The 20,631-nt window shown below is 67.1% G+C and carries 17 protein-coding genes; 5 read left to right on the top strand and 12 right to left on the bottom strand.

The annotated features are described in order from the left end of the window. Positions 1-62 precede the first annotated feature (62 nt). The 5 genes from J8I82_RS16465 to J8I82_RS16445 form a co-directional block, all read right to left on the bottom strand. Positions 63-644 carry a hypothetical protein gene (locus J8I82_RS16465; protein WP_209759289.1) on the bottom strand — a complete coding sequence of 194 codons (582 nt, stop codon included), beginning with the start codon at positions 642-644 and terminating at the stop codon, positions 63-65. A gap of 325 nt (positions 645-969) precedes the next feature. Further along, on the bottom strand, positions 970-4,092 hold the full coding sequence (locus J8I82_RS16460) for an efflux RND transporter permease subunit (RefSeq protein WP_209759287.1): 3,123 nt from the start codon (positions 4,090-4,092) through the stop codon (positions 970-972). Positions 4,093-4,105: 13 nt separating this feature from the next. After that, positions 4,106-5,338, bottom strand: a complete 1,233-nt coding sequence (locus J8I82_RS16455; protein WP_245179827.1) for an efflux RND transporter periplasmic adaptor subunit — start codon at positions 5,336-5,338, stop codon at positions 4,106-4,108. 24 nt (positions 5,339-5,362) lie between these two features. Continuing rightward, a complete protein-coding gene (locus tag J8I82_RS16450) occupies positions 5,363-6,769 on the bottom strand; it encodes a TolC family protein (protein WP_209759285.1) in 1,407 nt (468 codons plus the stop codon). A gap of 375 nt (positions 6,770-7,144) precedes the next feature. Continuing rightward, positions 7,145-8,302: an acyl-CoA dehydrogenase family protein gene (locus J8I82_RS16445; protein ID WP_209759282.1), complete on the bottom strand. Its 1,158-nt coding sequence runs from the start codon at positions 8,300-8,302 to the stop codon at positions 7,145-7,147. Between the two features lie 236 nt (positions 8,303-8,538). Between J8I82_RS16445 and J8I82_RS16440 the strand changes: the two genes are divergently transcribed. Next, entirely contained in the window at positions 8,539-8,793 is a 255-nt protein-coding gene (locus tag J8I82_RS16440) for a hypothetical protein (protein WP_209759280.1), read from the top strand. A 15-nt stretch (positions 8,794-8,808) separates the two neighbouring features. On the opposite strand, the gene J8I82_RS16435 is transcribed toward J8I82_RS16440, so the two are convergent. Next, complete coding sequence (locus J8I82_RS16435) at positions 8,809-9,669, bottom strand: LysR family transcriptional regulator (RefSeq protein ID WP_209759278.1); 861 nt, start codon at positions 9,667-9,669, stop codon at positions 8,809-8,811. Positions 9,670-9,805: 136 nt separating this feature from the next. Between J8I82_RS16435 and vapB the strand changes: the two genes are divergently transcribed. After that, a complete protein-coding gene (gene vapB / locus J8I82_RS16430) occupies positions 9,806-10,042 on the top strand; it encodes a type II toxin-antitoxin system VapB family antitoxin (RefSeq protein ID WP_209759277.1) in 237 nt (78 codons plus the stop codon). Beyond that, on the top strand, positions 10,042-10,446 hold the full coding sequence (locus J8I82_RS16425) for a type II toxin-antitoxin system VapC family toxin (protein ID WP_209759275.1): 405 nt from the start codon (positions 10,042-10,044) through the stop codon (positions 10,444-10,446). The genes vapB and J8I82_RS16425 overlap by 1 nt, the downstream gene beginning before the upstream one ends. 46 nt (positions 10,447-10,492) lie before the next feature. Here J8I82_RS16425 and J8I82_RS16420 read toward each other — a convergent pair whose 3' ends face one another. Next, positions 10,493-10,867: a hypothetical protein gene (locus J8I82_RS16420; protein ID WP_209759273.1), complete on the bottom strand. Its 375-nt coding sequence runs from the start codon at positions 10,865-10,867 to the stop codon at positions 10,493-10,495. 218 nt (positions 10,868-11,085) lie between these two features. Continuing rightward, positions 11,086-12,567 carry an SLC13 family permease gene (locus tag J8I82_RS16415; RefSeq protein ID WP_209759271.1) on the bottom strand — a complete coding sequence of 494 codons (1,482 nt, stop codon included), beginning with the start codon at positions 12,565-12,567 and terminating at the stop codon, positions 11,086-11,088. A 167-nt stretch (positions 12,568-12,734) separates the two neighbouring features. Between J8I82_RS16415 and J8I82_RS16410 the strand changes: the two genes are divergently transcribed. Continuing rightward, the gene (locus J8I82_RS16410) at positions 12,735-13,574 is read left to right on the top strand and encodes an AraC family transcriptional regulator (protein ID WP_209759269.1); all 840 of its coding nucleotides are present in this window, start codon (positions 12,735-12,737) and stop codon (positions 13,572-13,574) included. 29 nt (positions 13,575-13,603) lie between these two features. On the opposite strand, the gene J8I82_RS16405 is transcribed toward J8I82_RS16410, so the two are convergent. From J8I82_RS16405 to acnB, 4 genes are all read right to left on the bottom strand, one after another. Further along, on the bottom strand, positions 13,604-14,428 hold the full coding sequence (locus J8I82_RS16405) for a class I SAM-dependent methyltransferase (RefSeq protein WP_209759268.1): 825 nt from the start codon (positions 14,426-14,428) through the stop codon (positions 13,604-13,606). Between the two features lie 150 nt (positions 14,429-14,578). Further along, positions 14,579-15,922, bottom strand: coding sequence for a PQQ-dependent sugar dehydrogenase (locus tag J8I82_RS16400; protein WP_209759266.1), 1,344 nt, complete (start codon positions 15,920-15,922; stop codon positions 14,579-14,581). A gap of 134 nt (positions 15,923-16,056) precedes the next feature. Beyond that, on the bottom strand, positions 16,057-16,761 hold the full coding sequence (locus J8I82_RS16395; protein ID WP_209759264.1) for a glutathione S-transferase N-terminal domain-containing protein: 705 nt from the start codon (positions 16,759-16,761) through the stop codon (positions 16,057-16,059). Between the two features lie 164 nt (positions 16,762-16,925). Beyond that, the gene (acnB, locus tag J8I82_RS16390) at positions 16,926-19,529 is read right to left on the bottom strand and encodes a bifunctional aconitate hydratase 2/2-methylisocitrate dehydratase (protein ID WP_209759262.1); all 2,604 of its coding nucleotides are present in this window, start codon (positions 19,527-19,529) and stop codon (positions 16,926-16,928) included. 450 nt (positions 19,530-19,979) lie between these two features. Here acnB and fliL point away from each other — a divergent pair, with 450 nt between their 5' ends. Continuing rightward, a complete protein-coding gene (gene fliL / locus J8I82_RS16385) occupies positions 19,980-20,474 on the top strand; it encodes a flagellar basal body-associated protein FliL (RefSeq protein ID WP_209759260.1) in 495 nt (164 codons plus the stop codon). Positions 20,475-20,631 lie beyond the last annotated feature (157 nt).

The following is a 20,631-nucleotide window of genomic DNA, read 5'->3' as shown; positions in this document are numbered from 1 at the left end:
GGCTGGCGGGCGGCCCGGCCGGGCCATGCCGGCGACTACGCCGGCATGTGCTTGCTTGCGGCTTACTTGCCGTACTTGGCCTTTACGTCAGCCTGGCACTTGTCCTTGGCATCGCCGGACATCGCATCGCAACGTTCCTTGTCGGCCTTGTAAGCGGCGTCCATGGTGTCCTTCTTGGCATCAGCGCGGGCTTCCGCCACGTCGGTGCGCGAGCCGGTCGCCGCGGCCTTGTCGACCTTGGCGGCGGTCAGTGCCTGTTCATGGGCAGCCTTGGCGTCCTTCTTGCAAACGTCCTTGTCATTGCCCTTCTTGTCGTCGCACATTTCCTTGGCGACGTCATAGTCGCGATCAGCCTTGGTCTTCTCGGCCTTGGCCAGCGACTTTTGCGTGCCGTCGCGCTTGGCTTCGGCCTGGGCCTTGGCAACGTCGCGGTCGCGCTTGGCTTCGGCCTTGCAGACGTCCTTGGCGTTGTCCTTCATGCCGTCGCACTTGGTGGTGGCAGCCTTGTAGTCCGCGTTTGCCTGCTTCACGGCCGCGTCATAGTCAGCCTTTGATCCAGCCGGCGCAGCTTGCGCGAGGGCAAAACCTGCCGGTGCGGCAACCATCATCGAACATACTGCTGCGGTCAGCCATTTCTTCATCATGTCGGGCTCCTTTCCGGTTGTTTGCGTAAGGGTACGCATGAGAGGCCGGCGGCTATGCTGCTGGCCACGCCGTAAGTACAGAGTAGGAGTCCGCAGGTTGCGAAAGCAGGCGTGGGGTTCCGAAAGGCGCGTCAGACTATTCCGACACCAGGGACCGGGGCCAGCACTTGTGGGAGGATGCAGCAGGGTTGTGGGAATAAGGCTGTGCAGGCTGCCATGTCTGTGTGAGCAGACAGGCATGCTGGCAGGAATCAACAGCGTTCGAAGCAGGCTCCCCTCTCCCGCACGCGGGAGAGGGGAGCACACCAGCGCGAGATCAGGTGCCTCAGCCCGAGATCGACGGCGTCAGCTTGTTCTCGTCAGGCGCTTCGCCCTCTTCGTCCGGCCAGTTGCGGCCGACCATCCATTCATACAGCGTCGGCAGCACGATCAGCGTCAGCACCGTGGCGGTGATCAGGCCACCGATGATGACAATAGCCAGCGGGCGCTGCGTTTCCGAGCCGATCGCGCGCGAGATCGCCATCGGAAACAGGCCCAGCATGGCCAGCAGCGCTGTCATCAGCACCGTGCGCAGGCGGTCCATCGAACCGGTCAGCACAGCCTGCCGCACCGGCATGCCTTCGTCGCGCAACTGGTTGAAGTAGGTCACCATCACCACGCCGTTAAGCACCGCCTGGCCGAACAGCGCGATAAAGCCGATGGCCGCCGACACCGACAGCGGGATGCCGGTCAGGAACAGCGCGAACACGCCGCCGATCAGCGCGAACGGGATGTTCGAGATGATCAGCGTCGCGCTCTTGAACGACTTGAACGCGTTGAACAGCAGCAGGAAGATCATCAGCACCGACAGCGGCACCACGATCGCCAGCCGCGCCATGGCGCGCTCCTGGTTCTCGAACTCGCCCGACCAGCTGATCTTGACGTCGTCGGCCTTGACGTTCTTCTTCACCAGCGCCTGCATGTCCTTGACCACGCTGCCCATGTCGCGGTCGCGGATGAAGATGCCGATCGAGGTGGTGCGCTGGCCGTTCTCGCGGCTGATGTTCATCGCGCCCGACGCCGCGCGGAAGGTCACCAGCTGCGACAGCGGCACCTGCGCGCCGTCGGCGGTCTGCATGAAGATATTGGGCAGGTTGGGCAGCTCGCGCTCGGACGGCTTCAGCCGCACCGCCACGCTGAAGTGGCGCTCGCCTTCCCACAGCTCGGTGGCGGCCTTGCCGGCCAGCGCGGTTTCCATCAGGTCTTGCACGTCGGCCACGTTGATGCCGTAGCGCGCGGCCTGGGCGCGATCGAACTCCAGCACGTACTGCGGCAGTTCGCCGTCGCGGTCGATAAAGGCGCGCATCACGCCCTTGACCGACTGCACGTTGGCAAGGATCTGGTCGGCCACCTTCTTGTTCTGCTCAAGGCTGTCGCTCTGCACCTTGATCACGATCTGGCCCTTGATCTGCGAGATGCTCTCCAGGATATTGTCGCGCACCGGCTGCGAGAAATTGGGCTCGATACCGGGCAACTGGCGCAGGTCCTTGTCGATCTCGCCAATGATGGCGCGCTTGTTGAAGCCGTCGCGCCACTGCTTCTCGGGCTTGAGGTCGACCAGGACCTCGACGGTGTTGATCAGCTTGGGATCGGTGCCGTCGTCGGGGCGGCCCACCTTGGAGATGGTGGTGTTGACCTCCGGCGTCTTGCGGATCACGCTGCGCAGCAGCCGCGCCTGGTCGCGCGCCTCGTCGATCGAGACCGAGGCCGGCAGGTCGAAGCTGACCCACATCGAGCCTTCGTCCAGTTCGGGCAGGAATTCGCTACCGAGGAACTTGCCCACGCCCACCGTCACCAGCAACAGGCCCAGCGCGGCGCCAATCACCAGCTTCTTGTGGTCCAGCGCCCAGCGCAGCATGGGCTCGTACAGCCGCTTGCAATGGCGAACGATGAAATTGTCGTCGTGCGCGATGTTCTTCGTCAGCAACAGGTGGCACAGCAGCGGCACCAGCGTCAGCGAGATGATCAGCGACCCGATCAGCGCGCCCGTCACGGTATAGGCCATCGGCGCGAAGATCTTGCCCTCGTGCCGCTGCAGCGTGAAGATCGGAATGTGCGCGGCGATGATGATGACCATCGAGAACACGGTCGGGCGGCCGACTTCGGTGGTGGCCAGCAAAATCGCGAGCAGCCGCGCCTTGCTGTCGCGGATCTGCTGCTCCTTGAGCTCGCCCAGCCGCTTGAAGATGTTCTCGACCACGATCACCGCGCCGTCGACGATGATACCGAAGTCCATCGCCCCCAATGACAGCAGGTTGGCCGGAATGCCGACCCAGGTCAGCCCGATGAAGGTCGACAGCAGCGCCAGCGGGATCACCAGCGCCACGATCGCCGCGGCGCGCACGTTGGCCAGGAACAGGTACAGCACCGCCATCACCAGCAGCGCGCCTTCGACGAGATTGCCGAACACCGTATGCAGCGTCTTGTCGATCAGCGTGGAGCGGTCGTAGTACGGCACGATCTTCACGCCCTTGGGCAGGATCTGGTCGTCGAGCAGTTCGATCTTTGCCTTCAGTGCTTCCAGCACCAGCGACGGGTTCTCGCCCTTGCGCATCACCACGATGCCCGAGACGATGTCCTCTTCGTTGTCCTGGCCCATCAGGCCCTGTGGCGGCGCGCTGCCGACCTTGACCTCGGCGATGTCCTTGACCAGGATCGGCGTGCCGTTGTTCTCGGCCACCACCACGTTGGCGATGTCGGCCGAGGTGCGGAAGCTGCCCAGCGAGCGCAGCAGGAACTGCTGGCGCCCGTGCGCGACGGCGCCGCCGCCGGCGTTGGCGTTGGCGCGCTGCAGCGCGGTGAACAGCTGCGACAGCGAGATCCTGGCGTCGCGCATGCGCGCGAGGTTGGGGTTGACTTCATACTGCTTGATGGTGCCGCCGATCGTCACCAGGTCGGCCACGCCCGGCACCTGGCGCAGGTTCTTCTCGACCACCCAGTCCTGCAGCGTGCGCAGCTCCTGCGGCGTATAGCCCTTGCCGGTCAGCCGGAAGCGGAAGATCTCGCCGATCGCGGTCGACAGCGGCGCCAGGTCGGGATGCACGCCGTCGGGCAGGTCGACGCTGCGCAGCCGCTCCAGGATCTGCTGGCGCGCGGTCACGTCGGTGGCGCGGTCGTTGAAGGTCACCATCATGAACGACAGGCCGAACTGCGTGTGCGAGAAGACGCGCACCGCGTTGGGCGTGCCGGCAAGCGCGGTCTCGATCGGGATGGTGACCTGCCGCTCCACTTCTTCCGCGGCGCGGCCCGGGTACAGCGTGATGACGTTGACCTGGATGTCGGAGACGTCGGGGAAGGCCTCGATGGGCAGGTTCTTGAATGCGGCCAGGCCGCCGCCGACGAAGATAAGCAGGCCCAGCCAGACAAAGAGCTTCTGGTGCAGGGCAAAACTGACAATACGCGAGATCATGTGGCGGCCGTCCTCACTTCTTGTCGGCCGCACGCGCCGCATTGACGGCGGTGGCATCGCGCAGGATGTCCTGCAGGTAGAGGTTGCCCTCGGTCACCACGGTCTCGCCTTCCTTCACGCCTTCCAGCAATTCGCTGGTACCGGGCATGGTCACGCCCACGCGCACCTGGCGGCGCTCGAAGGTGTTGGCGGCGGTGCGCACGAAGACATAGTTGCGGTTGTCGGCCAGGAACACCGCCTTGGATGGCACCGCGATGCCTTCAAACGATGCTGCGGGCATGCGCGCCGTGACGAACATCTCGGCCTTCAGGCGGCGCCCGGGATTGGGCACGCTCAGCCGGACCTTGATGCTGCGTGCGGTCGGGTCGACATAGTCGGCGATCTTGACCACGGTGCCGGTGAAGGTTTCGCCGGGGTAGGCGGCGGTGACCACCTGCACGGTGACGCCGTCGCGGAACAGGCTGAGGTCGGATTCCGCTGCATCGACCTGCGCCCACAGCGTGGTCGGGTCGGTAACCAGGAACAGCGGCGCGGAGGGCGGCTGGTCGGGCCGCAGTTCCATGCCGAGGTTGATGTTGCGCTCGACCACCAGGCCGTCGATCGGGCTGCGCAGCGCGAAGCGCTGGTTTACGCCGTCGCTGCCTGCGGCAGCGCCGTACTGGCGCAGTGCCGCCTGGGTGCGCTGCAGGTCGGCGGCAGCGCGCGCCGCGTCGGCCTGCGACTGTTCCAGCTCCTTCTGCGCGATGACGCCGGCGCCGTACAGCTCGCGCTGGCGCGCCAGCGCCTTGGCCGCGACCGCGCTGTCGGCGGCGGCCTTGCGCGCGTCGGCCTGGGCCACGCCGAAATCCGGCGAGGTCAGGCTGGCCAGCGGCTGGCCGGCCTTGACGGTGGCGCCCGGCTGCACCAGGACCTCGGTCACGCGGCCCGCGAAGGGCGTGGACACGCGTACGGTCTTGTCCTCGTTCCACACCAGGCGGCCCGGCAGGCTCAGCATGCGCTCCCCGCCGGACTTGGCGGGTTCGCCGGCAATGCCGGGCAGCGATTTCACGCTGGCCGGGAACTGGATGGTGTTGCCGCTGACCTTGGGGTCGTCATCGGGCTTGGGCGGCTCGGCCTTGCCGCAGGCGGCCAGCACCAGCGCGCACAGCGCCACGGCGCAGACGGAGGACAGCCGTGCGGAATCGGCGGGGAAAAGTGAACGACGGGTGCAGGACGTGCGGCGGAACATGCGTGACAAGTAAGACATGAAGAATGCGCGGGAACTGCGGGTTCAGGGACGTGCCTGCGAGGCCACGGGCGCGCCCGTGGTTGTGGTCTGCAACGCGGCGCGGTAGGCCGACAGCGCCTTGGCGTATGCGCCCTGCGCTTCGACGGCATCGAGCCGGGTCTGGCGCAGCGCGCGGCGCGCGTCGAGCAGGTCGAGCACGCCGGTGGCGCCCTTGCTGTAGGCGAACTCGGCGCTGCCGGCGACGCTTTCCGCGGCGGGCAGCACCTCGTCGCGCATCTGGCGCAGCGACTGGCGCGCGGTTTCAAGCTGGCTGCGCAGCCGGTCGATTTCGTTGCCGGCCTCCAGCATCACGCGGTTGCGGTCGTCCAGCGCGGCGTAGTAGTCGACTTCGGCGCGGCGTGCCTCGCCGCCGTTGCGGTGGCGCACGAACAGCGGGATCGACAGGAACACGCCGAAGCTGTTGCCAGTGCCATAGGAGTTGGTGGGGGAGACCGGATAGTGCTCGGCCTGCGCGCCAATGGTCACGTCGGGCACGCGTCCGGCGCGGGCCAGGTCGCGCGAGGCGGCGGCGGCGGCCAGGCGCGCCTCGGCGGCAGTCACGTCGGGGCGGCGCTCGAGCAGGTAGGGATCGGGTTGCGGCGCCGGCGCATCGAACGCCGGCCAGTCGGCGACCAGCCGGTTATCCGACAGCGTGCCGGGAACCCCCATTGCCTGCGCCAGGGCTGCCTTGTCGCTGTAGTGTTCGGTCATGGCCTGACGCATGTCGTTCTGCGCGCGCAACACGTCGAGCTGCAGCTTGTTCACGTCGGCGCGCGCCACGTCGCCCGCCTTCAGGCGCGTTTCGCTGGCCTGGCGGGTGCGCTCGTACAAACCCAGCGTTTCCCGGAGCACCGCCACGCGTTCCTGGCTGACCAGCGCCTCGAAGAACGCCTGCTCGACCGCCGCGGTCTGCTGCGCCACCACGGCCTGCACCGCCTCGCCTGCCGCGGCGCTGGCCTTTTGCGCGGCATCGACGCGCAGGTTGCCCTTGTTGGCGGTTTCGATGAGCTGGTCGACGCGCAGCTTGGAGTCCACCGTCTTGCTGCGCAGGTTGCCGGCGCCGACGCCGGCGTGCGGGTTGATGTTCTCCACACCCAGGCTCAGGACCGGGTTGGGCCGCTGCGACGCGATCTGCACATCGGCCCGGCTGGCTTCCACGCCGCGCCGCGCGGCAATGATGGTGCGGTTGCAGCGCAGCGCGTCCAGGCGCACCTGGGCCAGCGTCAGCGTGGCGCCGGCGGGCGGCGGCGTGCAGGGGGCGGCCGAATCAGCGGTATCGGCGGCAGTATCGGCAGTATCGGCGGTAGCGGCCGAAGGCGGGGGTTCGGCGGCAATGCTGGCCGCGGGTGTGGCGAGAACGCCCAGCAGGAGCAGGGTTCCCGCGGCGGCACGGGTAAGGACAACAGGCACGGTCAGTCGGGCTCGGTTCGAAAGCGGTTTTGCGGTCAGCGGTCTGCGGTAAACGACCGTGCCCGCCAAGCGGTGCACCGACCGATGAATTTTCATCCGTCGTGGCAGCGGCTCCGCGGTCGCCCGGCTGGACTGTCTTGCCGCGCCCTCGCCTGCTGTCCCGATGCTTCAAACGCCACCCGGACACGATCTCCCGACGGCATTCAAACCTAATTGCTTTACAAACGGCTTTCATAGTGCTGACAAAAGCCTTTAACTGCGTGAAAACCCCATGTCTGCGCAACTTCGACCAGCAACGGCAAGCGGCCCGGAAACCACCGACGCGTGTCGGCAACTTCCGGGCCGCTATTTCAGCCTTGGCCGCAGTGGCGGCGCTTATGCCTTGGCGCGGTCGTCGAGCCCGAGGCTGCGCCCGATGATCTCTTTCATGATTTCGCTGCTGCCGGCGTAGATCCGGGAGATCCGCGCATCGGTGTACATCCGGCAGATGCGGTACTCCTCCATATAGCCGGCCCCGCCGTGCAGTTGCACGCCCTCGTCCACCACGCGCCCCTGCAGTTCGGAAGTCAGGAGCTTGGCCGACGCCGCCGTCTCCACCATCAGCGTGCCGGCGTTATGCTGCAGCACGCACTGGTCGACAAAGGTCTGGATCGCGTCGAGCTGGGCGCGCAGCTCGGCCAGCTTGAAGCGCGAGTTCTGGAAGGTGCCGATCGGCCGGCCAAAGGCCTTGCGCTCCTTGACATAGTCCAGCGTCAGGTCGAACGCCACCTGCGCCGACGCCATGTAGCCGCAGGCGCCGATGAGCCGCTCCTCCGCCAGGTGCCGGGTCAGGTAGCGGAAGGCCTGCCCGGCTTCGCCCAGCACATTGGCCTTGGGCACCTTGACGTTGTCGAAGAACAGCTCCGAAGTGTCCTGCGAATGCAGGCCCATCTTGCGCAGCTTGCGGCCGCGCTCGAAGCCCGGCATGCCACGCTCGACGATGAACAGCGTCAGGCCATGGCTGCGCTCCGGGTCGGTGCGCGCCACTACCACCACGTAATCAGCCAGCTGGCCGTTCGAGATATAGGTCTTGGCGCCGTTCAGCACCCAGTGGTCGCCATGGTCCTCGGCCCGGGTGCGGATGCCGGCCAGGTCGGAACCGGTCTGCGGCTCGGTCATGGCGATGGCGAAAATGGCCTCGCCGCGCGCCGCGGCCGGCAGCAGGCGCAGGCGCTGCTCTTCATTGCCGATGCGGCCGACATACGGCGCCACCAGGCGCGAATGGAGCGTGCCGAAGAAGCCGGAGTCGCCATGGCGCGCGTTCTCCTCGATCAGGATCTGCTCATAGCGGAAGTCATCGACACCGGCGCCGCCGTATTTTTCGTCGGCCCACATCAGCAGGTAGCCCTGCTCGCCTGCCTTGCGGAACACCTCGCGGTCGACGCAGCCCTGCTCGCGCCAGCGCTCGCCGTGCGGCCCGACCTCGCGCTGGTAGAAGCGGCGGGCGGATTCGCGGAAGGCGTCGTGTTCGGCTTCGAAGATCAGGCGTTGCATGGCTGGAGTCCCCTTCTGGTTTGATGTGCGAATCGGTTGAGTGTCTGCCGTGCCGCTTGCCTGAGGTTCGTCGGAAAAGATGATTTTTCTACAAGCCGTGCCGGCGCCGGGATTGCCGGGACATGCCATTCAATGCAATTTTATTGATATGAACCATCGATAACTTTCATTTACCCGCGGGCATGCTTTGTGCCAATACTGGAAGCTCAGACACCTATTCGATGGAGCGGGAAAGCATGGAAGCCATCCTCTGGATTGCGCTGGCGCTGGTGCTGGTGGCGCTGGGAGGCACCCTCACCTGGCTGGTCGGCACGCGGGTACCGGAACCGGTATTCGAGCGCGCGCAGCGTCATGGCCGTTTCGCCGGCCTGGAACCGAGGCCGCCCCGCCGCCCGCGCGGCGGCAAGCGCGTGCGGCAATACCGGCTGGTGCCTGCAGGCGTGCCCGGCTGGTCGGGGCTGGCCGCACGGCCCCTGCCGATACGCGCCTGATGCCAGTGGCGCCCGCTACAGCGGCACGTCCCAGCGCTGCGACCAGTCAGATTCTTCGCGCACGATATCGCGCAGGATGCGCACGGCCTCCTGCGTCGTGCCGGCTGGCTTCCTGGCGCAGACCAGGAACACCGGATACGAGAATTCCGATGCACTGTCGACGCGCTCCAGCACGCCGGTGTCCAGGTAACTCTGCACGACCCGCGTCCGAAAGTAGCCGCTGCCCCCGAACTGCAGGATGTACTGCAACGCCAGGGGTCCCAGGTTGAAGTACAGCGACGCGCGGGCATGCTGGGGCAGCGCGCTGTCATGCTGGCGCCGGAACTCCGGTCCCCAGTCGATATAGACATAGGGACCGTCGCGCTGGGTCGAGCGGATCTGGATCAGCTTCTCTTCCATCAGCGCCTCGACATGCATGCCGGGCGCATAGTCCGGCTGGTAGACCAGCGCCGCGTCGAGCGTGCCCGACTGCAGCCTGGACTGCAGCGCCTCGCCCTCCCCCACTTCAGCGCGCACCGCCAGCGCCGGCATCTGCTGGCGCATGCGCGTCGCCCACAGCAGCACCAGCGGATTTCCGAGGCTGATCTCCGCGCCGAAGCGGAACAGGGTTTCCAGCCCGGTCGGCAGCGGCAACTCGCGGCACGCCGCCTCCCAGGTCTGCACCAGCTGGCTGGCATAACCCAGGAAGCGCTGGCCGTCCGCGGTCAGGCGCGCGCCGGCCTTGTTGCGCTCGAACAGCCGGCAGTTCAGCTGCGACTCCAGGCTCTTGATACGGGCCGTTACCGCGGTCTGCGTGACGTGCAGCTTGTCGGCCGCCGCCAGCAGGCTGCCGGTACGCACGACTTGCAGGAAGGTGCGGGCGAGTTCGATGTCCATGGTGGCGAGGTTCGGGCCGTGTGACGGATTGTAGGCAATGCCTGGCGAATTTGAGAATTGGCTCGTACACACGCGGATGTACTTCTGGTCCAATGCCGCTATACTTTGTACATACAGGATGTACATGGAACTCACAATGCCTTTCACCCGGATATTTCGCAACGGCAACTCCCAGGCGGTGCGTATCCCCGCGGAGCTGGCGTATCCCGACACTGACATGCCGCTGGAAATTGAGCGTATCGGCGATGAGTTGCGCATTCGGCCCGCGCGGCGGCGCCTGACCGGGCTGCTCGACGTCTTCGCCGCATTCCCGGACGACTTCATGGCGCATGCGCGCGAAGACCAGACTCAGGCTGAGCGGGAGGGGTTCTGATGGCCAGGTATATGTTCGACACCAACATGTGCATCTACCTGATGAAGAACCAGCCACCCCATGTGGCCGAGCGCTTTGCTCAATGCTTCGAGGGAGATGTGGTCCTGTCCGCGATCACCCTGGCCGAACTGGAATACGGAGCCACTGTGTCGGGCGATCCCCTGGCAGCGCGGCGCGCGTTGCAGGCGCTGGTCGCGCGCGTACCAGTGCTGCCGCTGAATGCGGCGGCGGCGCGGGCGTACGGCCCGGTCCGTGCCGCTACGCGCGAGCGCAAGGCAGACGCACTGGACAAGCTGATCGCGGCACATGCCATTGCCGAAGACCTGACTGTGGTTACGCGCAACGTCCGCGACTTTGTCGCATATCCGGGCCTGCGCGTCGAAGACTGGACCGCGGCGCCCTGAGTTGCGGCGCCGGGCAGATAGCCTGGTCGGGAAGCTTTGCGCCACCTCAGCGCGACGACTGTGCCCGCACCGCGCCTGGCATGGCAACCGGCACAGTGCCCGCCGTCGGCCCCGCCGGCACGCCGCGCGCCTCGCGCGGCTGCCGCAGCGGCGCGATGCCTTCCGGCTCCTGCCATGCCACGCCATTGTCATAGCCGGTGGACACGGCCTCGAGATAGCCGGGAGCGAATTTCTGTTCAGGAGTGACAGCCGCTGCCGTCGGGGCGGCGGGCTGCGGGGCTTCGGCCTGTGCGCAGGCGACGCTGTTCAGGCAAAGCCCCAGTACGCGCAGCAGCACGACGGCGCGGCGCGTGCGGTGCAGCAATTTCTTTTGCGGGCGCGATGCGGCCTGCCCGCGTTGGCAGGGGGATTGGGGGTTCATCGGTGTTCTCCGGGAAGCCATTGCTGGCGGGTGGGACAACGAGCATCGGCGCCGCGCTCGCTGTCTATTCCGCAACGACCGTGCCACCACCACTACGCCGCCTGCAGCGCGGTGTCGGCCACTTTCCCGGGCCTTCGCGACCCTCCTTCGTTGGTGCCGGACCGACGGTCAGCCAATAGCTGTCGGCCTCCATCCAACACTGGCACCTAGCTTGCGGCTCACGGCAGGTAGCCGAGCAGCCGCCACCACAGGTAATCCAGCGGCAGCAACACCACCACCGTGATGGCCGCCAATGCCAGGCACAGCCGCGTGCCATGGCGCAGCCCGACGCCACCCAGCTGCATCGCAATCACGATCGGCGGCGACTGGTAGGGGAAAAACACCGTGGAGAACACCGGCACCTGCAACATCAGTACCGTCTCCGTCGGCAAGCCGGTGGCGCTGGCAAACTCCCGCGCCAGTGGAGACAACACGGCCGGAAGGCTAGGCAGCGTGGTCATCAGTCCCATGCTGGCGCCCACGGCCCCGAGCGCGCCGACGTTCACCATCGTGTGTCCCGGCGTCAGCTGCAGCCAGTGCAGCAGCGCGTGGCTGACCGCAGTGCCCAGTCCGGCCGACTCCACCACCGCGCCAAGTCCGAGGAAGCCTGCCACATAGAGCAGCGGCACCAGGTGGACCTGTTCGGCCAGCGCCCTGGACGAGACCAGCCCCACGCCCGGCAGCAGGCAGACGATGCTTGCGGCCAGCGCAATCCAGGCCGGCGAGATGCCATGCAGTGCGTCGGTGGCAAATCCCGCCACGGCGATCGCCAGGATGACCGCCAGCAGCCGCTCCTGCCGGCCCATCGGCGCGCGCGCTGCCGCCGGCGCCGCCGCCAGCGGTGCGTCGTGCGGGAAAAGCCGGCACACCAGCCAGACCAGCACCACGGTCTTGAGCAGGCCCAGCACCGGGAAATGCAGCAGCAGATAGCTGCCGTAGCTGAGGTTGATGCCGTACAGCGAGCTGGCCGCGCCCAGCAGCACGCTGTTAGGGATATTGGCGGGCAGGATGGTGGTCGGCGCCATATAGCTGGCCGCGGCCACCGTCAGCACCAGGCCGATGCGGCCGTTGGAGCCGGGGGCCAGCCCCACGCGGTCGGCCAGCGCCAGCACGATCGGGACCAGCAGCAGCACGCGGCCGGTGGTGGACGGCATCAGGAACGCGAGGCCCACCGCGCTGGCCGCGACCAGCGCGACCAGTTGCGGATACCCGTGCATCCGGCGCTGGAAGATGGCGTCGGCCAGCCGCAATGCCAGCCCGCTGTTGCGCAGCGCCACGCCGGTGACGGCGCCGCCGAACATCAGCCACCACGCGGGCGAGGCAAAGCCGCTGAACACCACCTTGGGCGGCGCGATCTGGAACACGACCGCGCACAGGAAGAACAGCAGCGTGGCGGTGGGCTCGGGCAACGCACCGAGCGCCCAGCAGCACACGGTGGACAACACCAGCGCCGCGGCCCAGACCAGCGCCGGCGGCGCGTCAATGGCGTGGCCGGCGCTCAGCACCAGCGCGATGCATGCGCCGATGGCAAAGGCAGCCCTGGCGGATTGAAGCAGGCCAGGGTCGGGAATGGTGTCCGGCACCGGGAGGGCGGCGGCCAGCGTGGCATCCTGGCCACCCAGGCCGAAACGCGCCGCGGCGCGGCGAACGAATGAAGGCATGGAAGAACATCTCGTCGATGGGCCGGTCCCATGCCGCGCGCGATTTCGGCGGGCCGGCGCCTGTTCGTCAATCGGCCGCTCTTGTTCCCGATCGCGGCCACATGCCAGCATCGTAGGCCGGCCTTCCTTGGCGGAGTTACACTAATCGGGCAATTTCTTACGATTTCATGCCACGCGCCGTCGCCCCCACTCCTGCATTGCCTGCCGCCCCGGCCCGCCGCCGCCCCGTCTACTCGCCGGTGCCGCGCGCACGTCCCAGCGCCTCCGATCCGGTCATCGCGCATCTGCGCCGCCCGCCTCCCAACGCGGTGATCCACCCGCACCGCCATCCGTGGGGCCAGCTGTCGTTCCCGATCAGCGGCAGCTTGCGCATCACCGCCGGCGGGACCGCATGGCTGGTGCCGGCGATGCGCGCGGTCTGGATCCCGCCCGATGTGGAGCACAACGTGGTGGTGCTGGGCACGGTGCGCTTCTATGCCTGCTATATCGCGCCGCAGGCCTGCGCGCTGTCGGCCGACTCATGCGTGGTGCTGGAGGTGTCGCCGCTATTGCGCGAGCTGATGGAAGCCCTGGCCCACGACGACTCGCTCGGCGAACGCCGCCGCCAGCTCTGCGCCAGCCTGCTGGTGGAGGAGCTGGCGGCCGCGCCCACGCTGTCACTGGGGCTCGCGCTGCCGTCGGACCGGCGGCTGCAGGCGCTGTGCCACGCGCTGATGGAAGATCCCGGCTCCAGCCTGACGCTGTCCGAATGGGCGGCTCGCACCGGCGCCAGCGAGCGGACACTGGCGCGGCTGTTCGAAAGCGAGCTGAAGACCAGCTTCGGCAGCTGGCGCCAGCAGTTGCGCCTGGCCCATGCGATCGACCTGATGAGCCGCGGCCGGCCGCTGGCGCATGTGGCCGCGGAAACCGGCTACGCCCACGCGGGCGCGTTCTCGACCATGTTCCGCCGCGCGCTCGGGCAAACCCCGCGCGACTTCATGGCGCGCCGCAGGCGCGTGCTGCGTTGAGGTGACGGTCGGCGGCGCGCGCCGCCGGTTCAGGGCTTCACCGCGGCGGCCAGCACCGCCGGCATCGGCACCTCGAAGCCGCTGCCGCGCATATAGCCGGCGACCGTGCCGCGCAGCACCGCCCGGATCTCGTCGCGCGCCCGCGGGGTCTGCGCGCGCAGCGTGGCGGCGGCGCGCACGGTGCCTTGCGCGAGCGCATCGAACAGCTGGTCCGGCGTGGAAAAGCGCCACACCTGATGCACGTTCCGGCACGTCGGGGCGACAAAGCCGGCCTGCTGCAAGGCGTTGCGGCACTCGTTGGGATCGCTGAAGAGAAAGAAATTGGGCCCCGCCGGCAGGTCGACCTCCATCGAGCCATAGGCGCGGATGGCGGCATAGACCGCGCCGAAGCCCACCGCGCGTTCGGGGGCATCCCACACCGTGAAGGCGATGCGACCGCCGGGGCGCAACACGCGGAACGCTTCGCGCAGCGCGGCATCGGGATCGGAAAGGTGGCACATGCCGAACCCGTTGACCACGACATCGAAGCTGGCGTCGCCGAAGGGCAGCGCCTGCGCGTCGGCCTGCTGGTAGTCGATGTCGGGATAAAGCTTGCGCGCCAGCTCCACCTGCGCCAGCGAGAAATCGATGCCGATGGCCTCGGCGCCGCGCCGCGCCGCCGCCGCGGCGATATGGCCCGAGCCGCTGGCGACATCGAGCACACGCAGCCCGCTGCCGGCGCGCGCCTCGTCCAGCAGCGCCTCGATCGATTGCCGGGTCACGTGCGACAGGTGCTCCTGGTAGCGGCTGACGACTTCGGGGTCTTCCCAGCCAGCCAGCTCAAAGGCGCGAAACGAATCTCCGGTGTGATCCATGCCCCCCTCCCAGGCGTCGGTGTCCAGGCTGCGGTTTGGGCGGGACGAAGCAGGCACGATTGATGCGCCGCGCCCCCCAAGCGAAGTATAGTCAGCGCGGCGCCAGCTCAATGGCCTGGCGATGGCCCGCCGGCGGCATGGGAACAGCCGCTATTTCGCCCCGCTCACACGCCAGACGACATTGCCGACGTCGTCCGCCACCAGCAGCCCGCCGCCCTTGTCGATCGCCACGCCCACGGGCCGGCCGCGCGCATTGCCCTCGCCGTCGACAAAACCCGTCAGCACGTCAAAGGGCATGCCGTTCGGCCGGCCATTGCTGAACGGCACGAAGATGACCTTGTACCCCGCCAGCGGCCGCCGGTTCCAGGACCCGTGCTGGCCCACGAACATGCCCTCGCTGAAGCGCGCCGGCAGGCTGTTGCCGGCGGCAGCCGCGAGTCCCAGCGGGGCGGTATGCGCGCCGACCGCGTAGTCGGGCACGATCGCCCTCGCCACCAGGTCAGGCGCCGGCGGCTTGACGCGCTCGTCGACGTTCTGGCCGAAGTAGCTGTACGGCCAGCCGTAGAAGCCGCCGTCGCGCACCGTGGTGATGTAGTCCGGCACCAGGTCGCTGCCGATCTCGTCGCGCTCGTTGACCGCGGTCCACAGCGCGCCGGTGACCGGCTCCCATGCCATGCCGTTGGGATTGCGCAGGCCGCTGGCAAAGATGCGGTGCGAGCCGTTCCCGGGATCGACCTCCCAGATGGCGGCGCGGCCCGCTTCCTTGTCCATGCCGTGCTCGGCCACGTTGCTGTTCGAGCCCACGGTCACGTAGAGCTTGCTGCCGTCGCGGCTGGCGATGATGTTCTTGGTCCAGTGGTGGTTGAGCGGCCCGCCGGGCAGGTCCACCACTTTCTGCGGCGCCGCGGCGATCTGGGTCTGCCCGGGCCGGTACGGGAAGCGCAGCACCGCGTCGGTGGCAGCCACATAGAAATCGTTGCCGACCAGCACCATGCCGAACGGCGAGTTGATGTCCTTCAGGAAGATCGAGCGCTGGTCGGCCACGCCGTCGCCGTTGCTGTCGCGCAGCAGCGTGATGCGGTTGGCGCTGGGCGTGCCGGCGCCGGCGCGCTTCATCACCTTCTTCATGATCCAGCCCTTGATGCCCTTGCCGTCGTCGGGCTTGGGCGGCGCATTGCTCTCGGCCACCAGCACGTCGCCGTTGGGCAGCACATAGACCCAGCGCGGATGATCGAGCTTGTCGGCGAAGGCGGTCACCGCCATGCCCTCGGCCGGCACCGGGCGCTGGCCTTCGGCCCAGCCGACTGCGGGTGCGATCTTGACGGTGGGGATGGCGGTCTGGTTCGGCGGCGGCAGTTGCGGCGTGGGTCCGAAGCCTGCCTCGGAAGGCAGCTTGGCCGATTCGCCGCACGCGCCCAGCGCCGCGGCGGCACCCGCCAGCAGCGCTGCGCCGCACAAGCGGGAAGAAGACGGGAAGGGCTTGGGCAGCGGCATGGTCCGGACTCCTCGGGCGAGGCAGGGATGCGCCCGCTTCTGGACTATAGGTTGCGTGTCGCCGCCCCCCTGTAGGCCCCCGGGAAGGCCCGGTGTAGGACAACGCCCACGCCGGCCCGACCGCATGCCGGCGCTCAGCCGCGATGCGGCGTATCCAGCCCCTTCACCACCGCCGGGCGCTGCACGAACGCCTCCAGCACGCGCCCCACGTTGACGAAGTCCTTGAAGCCGACCAGGTCGCCTGCCTCGTAGAAGCCCACCAGGTTGCGCACCCACGGAAAGGTGGCGATGTCTGCAATGGTGTACTCGTCGCCCATGATCCACGCGCGTCCTGCCAGGCGCTGCTCGAGCACGCTGAGCAGGCGCCGGCTTTCCGCCACGTAGCGGTCGCGCGGGCGCTTGTCTTCATAGGCCTTGCCGGCGAATTTGTGGAAGAAGCCGACCTGCCCGAACATCGGCCCGATGCCGCCCATCTGGAACATCAGCCACTGGATGGTTTCGTAGCGCCGTGCCGGATCGGCCGGGATCAGCTTGCCCGACTTGTCGGCCAGGTACAGCAGGATCGCGCCCGATTCGAACAGCGCCAGCGGCTTGCCGCCCGGGCCGTCAGGATCGAGGATCGCGGGGATCTTGTTGTTCGGGTTGAGCGACAGGAATTCCGGCGAGAGCTGGTCGTCGGTGTCGAAGCGCACCAGGTGCGGTTCATACGGCAGGCCGGTCTCTTCGAGCATGATCGATGCCTTGACGCCGTTGGGCGTCGGCAGCGAATAGAGCTGGATGCGCTCGGGATGCTGCGCCGGCCATTTGCGGGTGATCGGGTAGTCGGAAAGCTCTGGCACGTGGGCTCCAGTGGTGCGCTGCCCGCGGCACGGCGGGCAACGGATGGCTGAAACGGAGGATGATAGCCCGCCGGCGCAATCCGTGCCGGCGCCCCGCTCCAGACACAAAAGGGGCCCCGCAGGGCCCCTTCTTCTTCTTCTTCATTCCAATCTGGCTACTCGGCTTACACCGTCACCTGGTCAGCCACTTCCTTGAAGTCCTCGATCTGGTCGAAGTTCATGTACTTGTAGATCTTGTCGCCATTCTGGTTGATGACGCCAATATCGGCCATGTACTCGTCCTTGGTCGGGATGCGGCCCAGACGCGAGCAGATCGCCGCCAGTTCGGCGGAACCCAGGTACACGTTGGTGTTCTTGCCCAGGCGGTTCGGGAAGTTGCGGGTCGAGGTCGACATCACGGTCGCGCCTTCACGCACCTGTGCCTGGTTGCCCATGCACAGCGAGCAGCCCGGCATTTCGGTGCGGGCACCGGCGGTGCCGAACACGCCGTAGTGGCCTTCCTCGGTCAGCTGCTTCTGGTCCATCTTGGTCGGCGGGGCCACCCACAGCTTGACCGGGATGTCGCGCTTGCCCTCCAGCAGCTTGGAAGCTGCGCGGAAGTGGCCGATGTTGGTCATGCACGAACCGATGAAGACTTCGTCGATCTTGGCGCCGGCCACGTCCGACAGGGTCTTGACGTCGTCCGGGTCGTTCGGGCAGGCCACGATCGGCTCGTGCACGTCGGCCAGGTCGATCTCGATCACGGCGGCGTACTCGGCGTCGGCATCCGGCTCCAGCAGCTTCGGATCGGCCAGCCACGCTTCCATGGCCTTGATACGGCGCTGCAGGCTGCGCGGGTCCTGGTAGCCCTGGGCGATCATCCACTTCAGCAGCGTGATGTTGCTGTTGATGTATTCGATGATCGGTTCCTTGTTCAGGCGCACCGAGCAACCGGCGGCCGAACGCTCGGCGGAAGCATCCGACAGTTCGAACGCTTGCTCGACCTTCAGGTCGGGCAGGCCTTCGATTTCCAGGATGCGGCCCGAGAAGATGTTCTTCTTGCCTTGCTTGGCCACGGTCAGCAGGTCTTGCTTGATCGCGTACAGCGGGATCGCGTTGACCAGGTCGCGCAGCGTCACGCCCGGCTGCATCTTGCCCTTGAAGCGGACCAGCACCGATTCCGGCATGTCCAGCGGCATCACGCCGGTGGCGGCGGCAAAGGCCACCAGGCCCGAGCCTGCGGGGAAGCTGATGCCGATCGGGAAGCGGGTGTGCGAGTCGCCGCCGGTGCCGACGGTGTCGGGCAGCAGCATGCGGTTCAGCCACGAGTGGATCACGCCGTCGCCCGGGCGCAGCGAGATGCCGCCGCGGGTGCTGATGAACTCGGGCAGGGTGTGGTGGGTCTTGACGTCAACCGGCTTCGGATAGGCGGCGGTGTGGCAGAACGACTGCATCACCAGGTCGGCCGAGAAGCCCAGGCAAGCCAGGTCCTTCAGCTCGTCGCGGGTCATCGGGCCGGTGGTGTCCTGCGAGCCCACCGAGGTCATCTTCGGTTCGCAGTAGGTGTTCGGGCGGATGCCCCGCTGTTGCCCATTCACTTCCGGCAGGCCGCAGGCGCGGCCGACCATCTTCTGCGCCAGCGTGAAGCCCTTGCCGGTGTCGGCCGGGTTCTGCGGCAGGCGGAACAGCGTCGACGGGGCCAGGCCCAGCGCCTCGCGCGCCTTGGCGGTCAGGCCACGGCCGACGATCAGCGGAATACGGCCACCGGCGCGGACTTCATCAAACAGCACGTCGGACTTGACCTTGAACTCGGCGATCACGGCGCCGTTCTTCAGGGCCTTGCCTTCATACGGGCGCAGCTCGACCACGTCGCCCATTTCCATCTGCGACACGTCCAGCTCGATCGGCAGCGCGCCGGCATCTTCCATGGTGTTGTAGAAGATCGGGGCGATCTTGTTGCCCAGGCACACGCCGCCGAAGCGCTTGTTCGGGATGAAGGGGATGTCTTCACCGGTGAACCACAGCACCGAGTTGGTGGCGGACTTGCGCGAGGAACCGGTACCGACCACGTCGCCGACGTAGGCGACCAGGTGGCCCTTTTCCTTCAGCGATTCGATGAACTTGACCGGGCCGCGCTTGCCGTCTTCTTCCGGCTGGAACGCCGCGCCTTCGCGCTTGTTCTTCAGCATCGCCAGCGCGTGCATCGGGATGTCCGGGCGGGTGGTGGCGTCCGGGGCCGGCGACAGGTCGTCGGTATTGGTTTCGCCCGGCACCTTGAACACGGTGATGGTCAGGCTTTGCGGGACTTCCGGACGGCTGGTGAACCACTCGGCGTCGGCCCAGCTCTGCAGCACGGCCTTGGCGTTGGCGTTGCCCTTGTCGGCCTTTTCCTTCACGTCGTGGAAGGCGTCGAACATCAGCAGGGTCTTCTTCAGCGCGTCGGCGGCGACGGTGCCGACTTCGGCGTCGTCCAGCAGCTCGATCAGCGGCGAGATGTTGTAGCCGCCCAGCATGGTGCCGAGCAGCTCGGTAGCCTTGGCGCGGGAGATCAGCGCGCACGTTTCCTTGCCCAGGGCGACAGCGGCCAGATAGGAGGCCTTGACCTTGGCGGCATCGTCCACGCCGGCGGGGACGCGGTTGGTGATCAGCTCGACCAGGTTCTGCTCTTCGCCGGCGGGCGGGTTCTTCAGCAGTTCGATCAGCTCGGCCGTCTGCTTGGCGGTCAGGGGCAGAGGAGGGATACCAAGCGCGGCGCGCTCGGCCACATGTGCGCGATAGTTTTCAAGCATGGGAACCTGCTGAGTAATTAGGTTTAGAAAATCTTCTGTTGACGTCGCGATTGTAGTCCTTCGCCGGGTTCTGGTCAAATGTCTTATATCTTATATAAGAGTTGAAGTTGGAAAATCTATGTAAATCAATGGGTTTTTGGATGTAAGACCGTGGGGAGTTGCATGGGGGCTACCTGAGTAGCGTAGTAGGGAATGAGGGTTGGGGTGGATTTGCTGCGGCTGGGCGCCTCTTTGCTGCGGCCCAATAGCCCCTCCCCTCCAAACCTCAAGTTCCCCCGCCAACAATCGTTAACCCCCCTGCAGGCGCGCACCACAAAGCGCCCGCTAGCGTAGCCATGCCTGCCCCCTTTCCGCTCAAACGGCCAAGCTGAAAGGGTTTCCCCCTTTTTTTCGGCCCTTTGCTGGCCTGCGATTCCGGAAGAATGGCAGGCATTCCGATACAGGCTACTCATGGCGAACACGGCTTCCCCTTCCCGGACTGGCAGCAACACAGGCAAGCGCGGTCGGCTGCTGCTGATCGGCGGCGGCGTGCTTGTCCTGGCACTGGGTGCCGGAGGCTATGTGCTGGGCAGCGTGCTGAGCAACCGCCAGCCGGCGGCGCCCGCCGCGCCGGCCGCCCCGGTCGTTCCGCCGCCGATCTTCATGCCGCTGGATGCGTTCACCGTCAACCTGAAAAGCGAGGACGGCGACCGCTTCCTGCATACCGGCCTGTCGCTGAAGGTGGCGGATGCCGAGACGCAGGCGCGCCTGGCGCAGTACCTCCCCGAGGCGCGCAGCCGCATCCTGCTGCTGCTGTCGGCACGCCAGCCCGCGGATCTGGCCACGGTCGAAGGCAAGCGCAAGCTGGCCGACGATATCCGCACCACCATCGCCCAGCCTTTCGCCACCGGCCTGCCGGCCCAGCGCGTGCTGGATGTGTTGTTCACCTCTTTCGTGGTGCAGTAAGCGCCCGCTTGCGCCCTGCCCCGCCCGCCAACCGATATGAAACCGTCCGCCGCCACAAAGCTCCGCCCTGCCCCCGCATGCCGCCGGGCATGGTGATGCGCGCCTGGCCATGCCGCAACGGTTTCATCCATAACGCCGCATAAAGCCGCACAAGGGG

The sequence above is a fragment of the Cupriavidus consociatus genome (assembly GCF_017814975.1).
GTDB classification, from domain to species: Bacteria; Pseudomonadota; Gammaproteobacteria; order Burkholderiales; family Burkholderiaceae; genus Cupriavidus; species Cupriavidus consociatus.
Note: the sequence above shows the minus strand (reverse complement) of the source record. Positions and strands in the feature narration are given on the sequence as shown.